13 protein-coding genes are annotated in these 11,078 nt (G+C 71.6%); 6 read left to right on the forward strand and 7 right to left on the reverse strand.

From position 1 onward, the window contains the following. Positions 1 to 19: 19 nt before the first annotated feature. Both HG543_RS22495 and HG543_RS22500 read right to left on the reverse strand, forming a co-directional pair. The gene (locus HG543_RS22495; RefSeq protein ID WP_169346893.1) at positions 20 to 484 is read right to left on the reverse strand and encodes a response regulator; all 465 of its coding nucleotides are present in this window, start codon (positions 482 to 484) and stop codon (positions 20 to 22) included. A gap of 121 nt (positions 485 to 605) precedes the next feature. Further along, the gene (locus HG543_RS22500; RefSeq protein ID WP_169346874.1) at positions 606 to 1,622 is read right to left on the reverse strand and encodes an ADYC domain-containing protein; all 1,017 of its coding nucleotides are present in this window, start codon (positions 1,620 to 1,622) and stop codon (positions 606 to 608) included. A gap of 255 nt (positions 1,623 to 1,877) precedes the next feature. Between HG543_RS22500 and HG543_RS22505 the strand changes: the two genes are divergently transcribed. The 3 genes from HG543_RS22505 to nagZ all read left to right on the forward strand — a co-directional run bounded on the left by HG543_RS22505 (position 1,878) and on the right by nagZ (position 4,948). Next, on the forward strand, positions 1,878 to 3,359 hold the full coding sequence (locus HG543_RS22505) for an ATPase domain-containing protein (protein ID WP_169346894.1): 1,482 nt from the start codon (positions 1,878 to 1,880) through the stop codon (positions 3,357 to 3,359). A 2-nt stretch (positions 3,360 to 3,361) separates the two neighbouring features. Further along, positions 3,362 to 3,727: a response regulator gene (locus HG543_RS22510; protein ID WP_169346895.1), complete on the forward strand. Its 366-nt coding sequence runs from the start codon at positions 3,362 to 3,364 to the stop codon at positions 3,725 to 3,727. Between the two features lie 156 nt (positions 3,728 to 3,883). Continuing rightward, entirely contained in the window at positions 3,884 to 4,948 is a 1,065-nt protein-coding gene (nagZ, locus tag HG543_RS22515; protein ID WP_169346904.1) for a beta-N-acetylhexosaminidase, read from the forward strand. A gap of 22 nt (positions 4,949 to 4,970) precedes the next feature. On the opposite strand, the gene HG543_RS22520 is transcribed toward nagZ, so the two are convergent. The 4 genes from HG543_RS22520 to HG543_RS22535 all read right to left on the reverse strand — a co-directional run bounded on the left by HG543_RS22520 (position 4,971) and on the right by HG543_RS22535 (position 7,469). Then, entirely contained in the window at positions 4,971 to 5,510 is a 540-nt protein-coding gene (locus tag HG543_RS22520; protein ID WP_169346896.1) for a hypothetical protein, read from the reverse strand. Between the two features lie 107 nt (positions 5,511 to 5,617). Beyond that, positions 5,618 to 6,106: a hypothetical protein gene (locus HG543_RS22525; protein WP_169346897.1), complete on the reverse strand. Its 489-nt coding sequence runs from the start codon at positions 6,104 to 6,106 to the stop codon at positions 5,618 to 5,620. A gap of 120 nt (positions 6,107 to 6,226) precedes the next feature. Further along, positions 6,227 to 6,895: a thioredoxin-dependent thiol peroxidase gene (bcp, locus tag HG543_RS56385; RefSeq protein WP_281404442.1), complete on the reverse strand. Its 669-nt coding sequence runs from the start codon at positions 6,893 to 6,895 to the stop codon at positions 6,227 to 6,229. Positions 6,896 to 6,932: 37 nt separating this feature from the next. Beyond that, a complete protein-coding gene (locus tag HG543_RS22535) occupies positions 6,933 to 7,469 on the reverse strand; it encodes a hypothetical protein (protein WP_171818989.1) in 537 nt (178 codons plus the stop codon). 61 nt (positions 7,470 to 7,530) lie between these two features. On the opposite strand from HG543_RS22535, the gene HG543_RS22540 reads away from it, so the two are divergent. Next, entirely contained in the window at positions 7,531 to 8,178 is a 648-nt protein-coding gene (locus HG543_RS22540; protein ID WP_169346899.1) for a hypothetical protein, read from the forward strand. Positions 8,179 to 8,213: 35 nt separating this feature from the next. Here the strand turns inward: HG543_RS22540 and HG543_RS22545 are convergent, their stop codons facing one another. Further along, positions 8,214 to 9,536, reverse strand: coding sequence for a response regulator (locus HG543_RS22545; protein WP_211194093.1), 1,323 nt, complete (start codon positions 9,534 to 9,536; stop codon positions 8,214 to 8,216). A gap of 103 nt (positions 9,537 to 9,639) precedes the next feature. Here HG543_RS22545 and HG543_RS22550 point away from each other — a divergent pair, with 103 nt between their 5' ends. Both HG543_RS22550 and HG543_RS22555 read left to right on the forward strand, forming a co-directional pair. Further along, the gene (locus HG543_RS22550) at positions 9,640 to 10,062 is read left to right on the forward strand and encodes an MXAN_6627.5 family MYXO-CTERM protein (RefSeq protein ID WP_169346901.1); all 423 of its coding nucleotides are present in this window, start codon (positions 9,640 to 9,642) and stop codon (positions 10,060 to 10,062) included. Positions 10,063 to 10,072: 10 nt separating this feature from the next. Further along, positions 10,073 to 11,078 (forward strand): class I SAM-dependent methyltransferase (locus HG543_RS22555; protein WP_169346902.1); only part of this gene is annotated, 1,006 nt, incomplete at its 3' end.

Below are 11,078 nucleotides of genomic sequence, written 5' to 3' on the forward strand. Positions count from 1 at the left end.
GGGCGTGGGCGGGGAGGCGTCAGTCCCCGGCTTTCGAGCCGAGCGAGCTCCCCTTGAGGAGGTCCCGAATCTTCTGCTCCACGTCCGAGGGGATGCAAGGCTTGGCGGCGAAGTCGTCCGCCCCCGCCTCGCGCGCCCGCTCGATGTGGGTGGCCATGGCGTGGCCGGTGAGGGCGATGACGGGAATGGCGCCGGTGCGCGGGTCCGCCTTCAGCTCCCGGATGGCGTCCCACCCGCTCATGACGGGCAGCGACAGGTCCATGAGGATGACGTCCGGATTGGACGCGCGGGCGCACTCCAGCGCCTCTGCGCCATTCTCGGCGGTCTGCACCTCGAAGCCCTGCATCTCCAGGTACATCGAGTACAGCTCCCGGTTGTCCGCGTAGTCATCCACCACCAGGACGCGCTGCGCCTGGGCGCCGCCCTCCGGCGAGACGCCGGAGAGGCCGTCAGGACGGGAACCACCTTCGGGAAGCTCGGACATGACACGCTCGACACTACCCCCGAGCACCGCGGTGCGGCGACTTCGGGGAACGATTCACTTGTGGACAGGTGGACAGTTCGGGGCCCGCGCCCGGGCCCCTGCCTTCTCGCGAGCGCCCCGCCTACGGGGTGAGGCCCGCGGTCGGCGTCTCGTTGCGCAGGAGGATGCCCTCCTCCTGCTCGGGGGAGAGGCCCAGGCCGCAGAACAGGTCCAGGCGGCTGTTGTAGCAGGGGATGCCCGCGTGCGAGCGGTTCAGCGGGGAGAAGCACCGCGCGCCCTGCGCGTCCCAGCTCGCCTCGAAGAACCAGCGCTCGGTGTCCGTCTGGATGCCGAGCTTGTCGTACAGGTTCACCCGGTTGCCGTTCTGCGTGTGCGGCGTGCCGTCACCGCAGTAGTCGGCGCGGATGAGCCGCGTGCAGGCCTGGTGGTGCGCCGCGAGCGACACGCCGTCCCGCGAGGCCCAGGGGCGGTAGCCCAGGTTGATGCACTTCTGGACGGCGCCCCCAGCGCACGCGAAGGTGAAGTGGTCCGGATCGTCGGAGTGCTGGCCGCCCGTCGGCACGCCGCGGCGGTAGTCGTAGACGCCCTTGACCGGATAGGCCCAGACCGCCGCGCCGGTGCTGTCGCGGCAGAGGGGGTGCCACACGTTGTCGTCGTCCCGGTACTCGACCCAGTACTCCGTGAGGTCGCCGTTGGGCGCCTCCGCCGCGCGCATGTCGGCGATGCGCAGCTTCGCCCGCCGCCCGTCACCCAGCGTCCCGTAGAACCAGGCGCCGAGGAAGGCGGTGCCCGTGTGGAGCACGTCGCCCTGCTTCGCCTGGAACTGCGTGCCCTCGATGCGCACCCAGTCGAGGCTCGAGTCGCCGTTGATGGCGGCGCCCGCGTAGTCCACGTGGATCAGGAAGCCGGAGAGGTCGTTCCCGTTGAGGCTGCCGCCATTGAGGCTGCCACCGTTGAGACTGCCGCCATTGAGACTGCCACCGTTGAGGCTGCCGCCGTTCTCGGTGGTGAGCCCGGAGGTCGAGGACCCGAAGGTCTCCTCGGACACCGGGACCTCGGTGCCGAGGTCCGCCTCGGTCTCGGCGGGTGAACAGGCGGCAAGCGCGAGCAGGGGCAGCGCGGAGACAATCCGGCTCATAGGCGGTAGGGCTCCTGGAGGATTCGAAGGGGGAGCACCACCGTGCGCACGGGCTCCCGAGCGCGCAAGGCCGACCATTGTCATGCACGCCACACCTTGCGCCACTGAACGAAGCGTCGCCACGGCGCGAGTGGGCTTCACACGCAATGGGGCTCGTGGGACCCAGGAACAAGTAGGAGCAACGAGAACGGAGCGCTACGCTGAAGAAGTGCCCGGCAGTGGCCGGACGGACCAGTCCCTGGGAGGGGGCGTGAGATGACCGATAGCGGTTCACGTGGAGGAGACGAGCGGCTCGCCACCGGCGTCCCCGGCCTCGACACGGTCCTCCGAGGCGGCTTCCGCAAGGGCCGCACGTACATGCTGATGGGCCTGCCGGGCGCGGGGAAGACCATCCTCGCCAACCAGGTCTGCTACCACCACGCCGCGCGCGGCGGGCGGATCCTCTACCTCACGCTGCTGGCCGAGTCCCACACGGAGCTGGTCGGCAACCTCAGCTCGCTCAGCTTCTTCGACGGCGCCCGTCTCCCCGAGTCCATCTCCTACGTGAGCGCCTTCAGCGTGCTGGAGCAGGGCGGCCTGGACGCGCTGGCGGAGCTCATCCGCAAGGAAATCAAGGCGCAGAAGGCCACGCTGCTCGTGCTCGACGGGCTGGTGGCCGCGGAGGAGGTGGCCCCTTCCACGCAGGCCCTCAAGCGCTTCATCCATGGCCTCCAGGTGGTGACGAACCTGGTGGGCTGCACCACGCTGGTGCTCACCACCGGCGGCGGCAAGGGCCTGCAGGCCGAGCACACCATGGTGGACGGCCTGCTCATCCTCAAGCAGCGCACGTTCGGCGTGCGCAGCCTGCGGGAGCTGTTCGTCCGCAAGTTCCGCGGCAGCGACTACCTGCTCGGCCGGCACAGCTTCGAAATCACGAAGGACGGCATCGTCCTCTACCCCCGGCTGGAGACGCTCGTGGACCTCGGGCTGTCTCCAGCGCAGTCCGCGAGCCCGCGCCACGCCTTCGGCATCGCCGGCCTGGACCGGATGCTCCACGGCGGCGTCATCCCCGGCTCGTCCACCCTGGTGCTCGGACCTTCCGGCGCCGGCAAGACGCTGCTCGGACTGTGCTTCCTGGCGGAAGGGGCGCGCCAGGGGGAAAAGAGTCACCACTTCGCCTTCTACGACTCCCCCGAGCGGATGCTGGCCCAGACGGCCGGGGTCGGCATGGCGCTGGAGCCGCTCATCGCCCGCGGTGACCTGGAGGTGAGCTTCCGGCCGCCGATGGAGAACCTCCTCGACAAGCTCGGCGCGCAGCTGCTGGTGGCCATCCGCGAGCGCGGGGTACGCAGGCTCTTCGTCGACGGCCTCGACGCGCTCCAGAAGGCGGCCTTCCGTCCCACCCGCGTGGCCCGGTTCCTGGCCGCGCTGGTCAACGAGTGCCGCATCCGTGGGGTGACGCTGCTCGTCTCCGCCGAGACGATGACGGCCTTCGGCCCGCAGCTGGCGCTCCCCATGCAGGGCACCTCCATGTTGGCGGAGAACCTCCTCTACCTGCGCACCGCCGAGCTGAACGCCGAGCTGCGCCGCTTCATCTGCATCCTGAAGCTGCGCAACAGCCAGTACGACCACGCCCTGCGCGAGCTGCTCATCACCGAGAAGGGCCTGGAAGTGGGCCAGCCTCTCTCCGGCGCGGAGCAGTTGATGACGGGACTCGCGCGGGCCACCGGCGCCGCCCCCGAACACCGGGGGAAGTAACCATGGGGCCCATCCTCATCGTCGACGACGAGTTCGGCATCGTCGAAGCCGTGCGGGACCTGCTCTCCGACGAGGGCTACCGGACGGTCATCGCGCTCAACGGCCGCCAGGCCATGGAGCGCATGGCGGAGGAGCCTCCGGCCCTGGTGCTGCTCGACTACATGATGCCGGTGATGAACGGCCCCGCGGTGCTGGAGGCCATGCGGGCGGACGCCGCGCTGCGGGACGTGCCCGTGGTGATGATGAGCGCGAGCGCCTCCGCCCAGTGGAAGCACCTGACCTGCTCCGCATTCCTGCCCAAGCCCTTCGGCCTGGAGCAACTGTTGTCCACCGTGCTGCGGTTCGCGGGGCCGCCCCCGGCGCGGTAGCCTCGGTGGCCGCGCGCTCCACCGCTCCGCGTCCTGACAGGCAGCCGACGTCCGCCAGCCCGGACGCTCTCGCCAGTCCCCAGCCCGGGCCCGGCTTCTGCCACACTGCGCGGCGTGACCGCCTCCGCCCTCTACCGCGACTGCGCCCGCCTCTTCATGGTGGGCTTCCCCGGCACCCGCATCGACGACGACCTCGCCGCGCTGATGGACGACGGCATCTACGGGGCCATTCTCTTCAAGCGCAACGTGGGCACCGCCCAGGAGACGGCGACGCTGTGCCGCGAGCTGAAGGCGCGCGCCGGCCGGCCCTTCATCCTGTCGGTGGACCAGGAGGGCGGCCGCGTGGCCCGGCTGCGCGGCGCGCCCTTCACCACCCTGCCCCCCATGCGCGAGCTGGGCCAGCGCGGGGACGCAGCCCAGGTGGAGCGCGTGGGCCGGCTCTTGGCGCACGAGCTGCGCGCGGTGGGCTTCGACTGGGACTTCGCGCCGGTGCTGGACGTGGACACCAACCCGGCCAACCCCGTCATCGGTGACCGCAGCTTCAGTCGGGACGCGGAAGAGGTGGCGCGGCTGGGCGTGGCGCTGGCGCGCGGCCTGGAGGCCGGCGGCGTGGCCTCGTGCGGCAAGCACTTCCCCGGCCATGGCGATACGACGTCGGACAGCCACCTGACGCTGCCCCGGCTGCCACACGATTTGGAGCGGCTGCGCCGCGTGGAGTTGGTGCCCTTCCGCGCCTTCGCGCAGGCGGGGCTCGCCTCGCTGATGACGGCGCACGTGCTCTTCGACGCGCTGGACCCGGGCGTGCCCGCCACCATGAGCCGGCGCGTGCTGCAGGGCGTGCTGCGCGAGGAGCTGGGCTTCGACGGGGTGCTCGTCAGCGACGATTTGGAGATGAAGGCCATCGCCGACCACTACTCGGTGGAGGAGGCCACGGTGCAGGGCACGCTCGCGGGCGTGGACCTGTTCCTCGTGTGCCACCGCGCGGACGTGCAGCGCCGCGCGATTGAGGCGCTGGTGAAGGCGGTGGAGTCCGGCCGCGTCCCGCGCGAGCGCATCACCGAGGCACACCGGCGGCTGGACGCGCTCACCGCCCGCTTCGCGCACCCGGCCGAGGACCGGCTCGCCACGCTGGGCGGCGACGAGCACCGCGCGCTCGCCGAGGGCCTCGCCAGCAGCTTCGCCGGCAAGGACCCCACCGAGGTGATGCTGGCGTCCCGCTGAAGGGACGCCCACGCCCTACGCGCTACTGCTTCGGCTCCTGGGGGTCGACCTTCGGCGGGCTGCGCGGGCCCTGCTCGGTGCCGGGCTGGTTCGACCGGTTGCTGGTGCCGGGGTTCTCCTCGAAGTCACGCGTGCCGCCCTGGTCCGTGGGCCCCTCGCGGGGCGTGGTGAAGCCCGGCGCGCCGATGCCGCCCTGCTCGCCCTGGGCACCGGAGAGGTCCTGCGGCCCCGGCTGGTTCGGCTGGCCCGGCACGGGCACCTGCTGCGGCCGGCGGAACTCGTCGGGCGTGGTGCCGGCGCCCTGCTGCTCGTCGTCATGCCCCGAGCCGCCCGTCGCGGGCACGTCACCCGAGCCCGGGTCCTGCCAGCCGCCCTGCTTCGGCTGCTGCTCCTGCTGGTCCGGCCGGAAGCTCTCGGTGGGCTGCTGCTCGTTGGCCACGCCCTCGTAGTCGGCGCCCGTCCTGGGCGTCGGCTTCTCACGCTCGCAAGCGGTGCCCAGCAGCGCGGCGGCGGCCAGCGCGCCGGGCAGCAACAGCCAGCGGCGGAAACGTCCCTGGTCCATGTCCCTGTCCCTCTCCTCTGGTGGAGTCGTGTGCTCCCCAGAGGGATGGGCACCCGCGCGGGCCGCAGGGAGTTGGCGAGGGGGCGGACAGGCGCCCCCTGGCCCGTTCAGCGCACGTTCCGGTCGTTCCGGTTCTGCCAGTCCAGCGGGGAGAAGCCGGCGCCGCGGTTGTGGTACGTGCCGTTGCCCTGCTCGGCCCCGTCCTCGCCGCCCAGGCCCTGCGCGGCGGGCGAGTGGGTGGCGCCGCCCAGCGTGGAGTACCGGTCCTGCATCATCCCGCCCGGGTCATCCCACTTGGACTGGCCCTGCTGGCCGTCCGTCTGCGGCGTGCGCGGGTCGATGCTGGAGCCAATCTGGCGGATGGTGCCGTTGTAGCCACGGCCGGCGGGGTACGTCCAGGCGGGGAGCTGCTCCTTCGTCTGCCCGCCCTCCATGTTCATGAGAGCCGGGGCCTGGTCACCCCGCTGGGCGAAGACGTTGCCACGGGGCTCGGGAGATTTGCCTCCCGTCACGGGCAACCCACCGCAGCCCGTCCCCAGCAGCACGGCCACCGCCACCACCGCCTGGCTCCACCGCCTCGAACCGACCTCGCGCATGTCACTCCTCCGAGTCACGGCAATCGGGTTTCCGACACCCGAGGAATGGGCACGCCGGGTGTCCGAACCACGGGGCGGCTACAGGGCGGCCCGCTCGGCCGCCCGCCTACAGATATAGTCCTAGCGACGGGCGCGGGCAGCACCCTTCGCGGGGGCCTTGCGCGTGGCGGCCTTCTTCGCCGGAGCGGTTTTCTTCATGGCCTGCTTCGGCGCCGCCTTCCGGGCGGAGACCTTCTTCGCGGGCGTCGCCTTCTTCACCGCCTTGCCGCCGGCGGCCTTCTTCGCGGGCGCGGCCTTCTTCGCGGGCGCGGGAGCCTCGGCGGTCGTGCCCTGGCCGCCCAGCGCGGCGAGCACCTCGCCCACATGGCCGTTCACCTTCACCTTCGGCCACACCTGCTTCACCTTGCCGTCCGGCCCGATGAGGAAGGTGGCGCGGGTGATGCCGAGGAACTTGCGGCCGTAGAGCGACTTCTCGCCCCAGACGCCATAGGCCTCCGCGAGCGTGTGCTCGGTGTCCGCCAGCAGCGGGAAGGGCAGGCTGTACTTCGTCGCGAACTTGCGGTGTCTCTCGGTGCTGTCCGCGGACACGCCGAGCACCACCGCGCCAGCGGCGCCGAGCGCCGAGTGCTCGTCACGGAAGGCGCACGCCTCCGTGGTGCAGCCGGGAGTGTCGTCCTTCGGATAGAAGTAGAGGACGACGTTCTTCCCCGCGTGCTGGGCGAGCGACACGGTGTTGCCGTCCTGGTCGGGGAGCTGGAAGCCGGGGGCCTGGTCACCTGCTTGGGGCATGGGCATGGCGCCCATCAAGCACAAACCCGGGCGTCACTCAACGTCCAGCGTCGTGCGCGCCGCTGCCGCTACCGTGGGTCGCCCCGGGCTCTCCGCCGTGCTCGTGGCCCTGCTCTCCCGGAGGATGGCCGTGGGCCTCCAGCCGCGTGAGCTCCGCGTGACATTCCGCCAGCGCCTTCTGGACGGGCTCGCGCGCCTTCTCGTCTTGAGTCGCCCCCAGCTTGCGCGCCAGCGCCTCGCACGCGGCGCGCTTGCGGTCCGCCTCGCTCGTACCGGCCCCGGTCGCGCCCGGCGTCGCCAGGGGCCGCGGGGGCAGGTCGCCGCGCAGCGTGCGGATGGCGGCCAGCCGCCGGTCCGCCTCGGGCCGGGCCTTCGAGTCCTTGGGCACCGCGTCCAGCGCGGCGATGACGGCATCCCAGGCGGTGTCCCTGGGCGGCACCTTGCGCTCGATGAGCGCCCGGTACTGCGCGTCCGCGTCGCGGAGCTGCTCGGGGCCCTTGTCGCACCCGGGCGTGAAGAGCAGGGCGAGCGCGAGCGGCACGGTGGCCGCGAACCGTCGGGTGGCAATCCTCATGAAACGTGGGTCCTCCTGTCCTGCTGGCCTCCCGATTGAAGCACGGGTAGGGTGCCGCGTCGTGTCGCCCATCCTTCTCGCCTTCCTGGTCGGTCTCTCCCAGGGCCTGCTCCACGCGGTGGGGCCGGACCATTGCGCCGCCATGGCCACGCTCGGCACGCTGGGCGGGGGCCGCAAGCGCGCCGCCATCTCCACCGCCCTGCGCTTCGCCCTGGGCCATGCGGCCATGCTGGGCGGAATCGCCACCCTGTGCCTCCTGGCCGGCGTGGGCCTGTCGGAGACCTTCGAGCGCTGGGCCGAGGTGTTCGGCGGCACCGTGCTGCTGGGCCTCGCGGTGGCGGCCTTCCTGTTCCCCAACAGCCTCGCCCACGGACACCCGCACCTGCCGGGCCACGCGAAGGAGCCGCACCAGCACGTGCACACGGTGAGCACCGCGGCCGGCGCCTTCATGGCCGTCAGCGGCGTGCGCTCGCTGCTCCTGGCCCTGCCCCCGCTGCTGGTGGGCGGCAGCATGAGCCTGGCGGCGTGGACGTACCTGCCCGGCTTCGCCCTGGGCATCCTCATCGGCATGGGCGTGGTGGGCATGCTCTTCGCGGAAGGGCTGTCGCGCCTCAACGCGCGGCTCACCGCGTGGGTGCACCGCGCGGTGGCGCTGGGCTCGGGCGCGCTCGGCCTGTACTGGATTGGCTCGCGGCTGGTGGGCGGCTGAAAGGGCGGCCCGGAGCGCTCGGGGCCGCCTGACGGCTACGAGCGCTTGTCCAGGATGCCCAGCGACATCATCGCCACCAGGAAGCCGTAGACGACGTGCTCGGGGCGGTTGGCGAAGGCCAGCAGCTCCGCCACGGTGCGGTTGCCGTCAATCTTGGGCAACAGCTCCGCCTCCCACCGCTCCAGCTCCACCTCGTTGAGCTGGTACGCCGGGGCCACCGCGGGGATGAGCCGGTCCTCCGGCTGCAGCAGGCGGCGCAGGCGCTCGGGCTTGTAGAGCTTCTTGATGCCGCGGACGATGAGGTTGGCCGGGTGCACGTCCAGCTTGATGGACTCCGAGGAGGCCTTCTCCTTGAAGCTCATCACGTACGTGCCCTCATCCCACGCGAACAGCGAGTAGATGACGGCCTTCACCTGCTGGCCCACGTAGTACAGCCGCTCGGTGTCCTTGAGCAGGCCGCGCTCCACCAGCACGTCGCCGGTGCGGCGGTTCGTCTGGGCGGCCACGGCGGACGCGTCCTGGAGCTGCTCGGGCTTGATCTTCCCCACGCGCACGAGGAACTGGCCGAAGCGGTCCGCCAGGAGGTTGGAGAGGGCGAACACCGGGGTGCCCTTCTCGAAGTAGACGACCTTCTTCACCTTGCCCTTCTGCACGCCCAGCTCGCCCGTCTCGCGCGACAGGTAGAAGGCGGTGAGCAGCGACGGCAGGTTGTCCTTCAGCTCGCCGCGGCGGCTGCCCGGAGCGCCCGCGCCCACGGGCAGCGGGTCCGGTGGCCGGCCCGGGGTGGGCGGGCGCACCTGGGTGACGGGCACCTTCTGCATCGGGCTGGCGGTGAGGTTGGCGCCGCGGATTTCGGCCGTGATGTTGCCGCCGCCCGTCACCTTGATGCGGCCGGTCAGCTCCATCGCGTCCTGCGGGCCCTCGTCCTCCACGTCGATGTCCAGCTCCACCTCGAAGGCGTCCTGCATGGAGGGGGCGGGAGCCTTCTTCTCCGGGGGGAGGACCTTGGTCATCGCCTCCAGGAGCTTCTGGGCCTCGAAGGGCTTCTCGAAGTAGCCGGCGGCCTGGTACTTCGTGCGCGCCTCCACGGCGTGCTTGCCGCCCTTGAAGACGCCGGTGATGAAGAGCAGCGGGAGGCTGGGGTTGTCCTTCCGCAGCGCGTCCGCGAGGTGGTACCCCATCATGTCCGGCAAGAGGATGTCGAGCACGGCCGCCGCGGGCGGGCTCGCCCGGGCCACCTCGAGCGCCTGCTTGCCTCGGTTCGCGCCGACGACCTCGTAGCCCGCTTCCTCGAAGAGCTGCGTGAGGAGGGAGAGGAGCTCCTGGTTGTCGTCGACCACGAGGATTCGGGGTGCCATTTCGGAGCGTACCGTACCAGATGCCGGGTAAAGGGTCAGACAATCCGCCGGTTCCATGGAGGATGCATCCGCCCCGCCAGGGGATTAGGGTGGCTGCCTCGTGATGTCCGCCACCCGTCATCCCTTCCGTTCCCACCTGGTGGGCCTGCTGGCCTGCCTGCCCCTCCTGCTGCCCGCCGTGTCCCTGGCGCAGTCCGACTTCGACGACGAACTCGATGAGTCCGAGACCACCGGGTTCCAGTACCAGGACGCCGACGGGGGCATCATCATCCCCCTGCCGGACGCCTCGACGGGCGAGGGTGGCGCCGACCGGGACAACGAGGAGGGCGAGGACGGCACCGGCCGGGTGAACACCGTCTGCCGCAGCACCAGCGACTGCTCGGCCCGCTTCGTCTGCCAGGACGGCACGTGCCGCTACTCGGGCGTGCGGCAGGCGAAGACGACGGGCTGCATGCTGGGCCCGGAGGCGGCGCTGTTCATCGTGGGGCTGGCCGCGGTGGCCGCGCCCCGGCGGAAGAAGCGATAGGGACGCGCGCATGAGGCTGGGGCTCAAGGCCGACAACCTGCTGGAGCGCGTGGCGGACTGGTTCAACCTGGCGCCCCAGCCGCTGGCGCATGCCTTCTACGGAATGATGGCCTCGCGCACGCTGATGGCGGGCGTGCGACTGGGAGTGTACGCCGCCCTCGCCGAGAGCGCGGCCACGGCGGAAGTCCTCGCGGAGCGGCTGAAGCTGTCGCCCGAGGGCACCCGCGCCCTGATGGAAGCGCTGGTGGCGTGCGAGGCGGTGGAGCGCCAGCGCGACGGGCGCTACCGGCTGGCCCCCCGCTCCAAGCGGTGGCTGGACCCGCGCTCGCCGAAGTACGTGGGCGCCTTCCTGGAGTTCAACTACGCCCAGTGGGACTGGTGGACGGGGCTGGAGGGCGTGGTGCGCTCCGGGCAGGCGGTGGACATCCACCACTTCGCGCCGGACGACCCGCGCTGGCGCGACTACATCCACGCCATGCACCAGCTGGCGCGGCTGGCGGCCCCCGAGGTCGCCTCGGCCATCCCCCTGCCCCGCGGGGCGAAGAGCCTGCTCGATTTGGGCGGCGCCCACGGCTGGTACGCCGCGGAGCTGTGCCTGCGCCACCGGGGGCTGAAGGCCACGGTGCTGGACCTGGAGGGCAGCGCCCGCGTGGGTCGGGACATCATCACCTCGGCGGGGCTGAGCCACCTGGTCACCCACCGGGAGGGCGACCTGCTCACGGCGGAGCTGGGCGGTCCGTACGACGCGGTGCTGCTCTTCCAGGTGATGCACCACCTGTCCCCCGCGCAGAACGTGGCCCTGCTGCGGCGGGTGCGCGGCGCGCTCGGCTCCAAGGGCACGCTGGCGGTGCTGGAGTACCTGCGCGAGGACATCCAGGACCCGGCCAGCTCCGCGCCGCTGATCGGCCTGCACTACTTCCTGACGTCCGGCGCGGCGGCCTACACGCCCGCGGAGGTGGAGGGCTTCCTGGACGACGCGGGTTTCCGCATCGAGCAGACCCGCCCCATCCGCCACC

It is taken from the genome of Pyxidicoccus fallax (assembly GCF_012933655.1).
Lineage (GTDB): Bacteria > Myxococcota > Myxococcia > Myxococcales > Myxococcaceae > Myxococcus > Myxococcus fallax.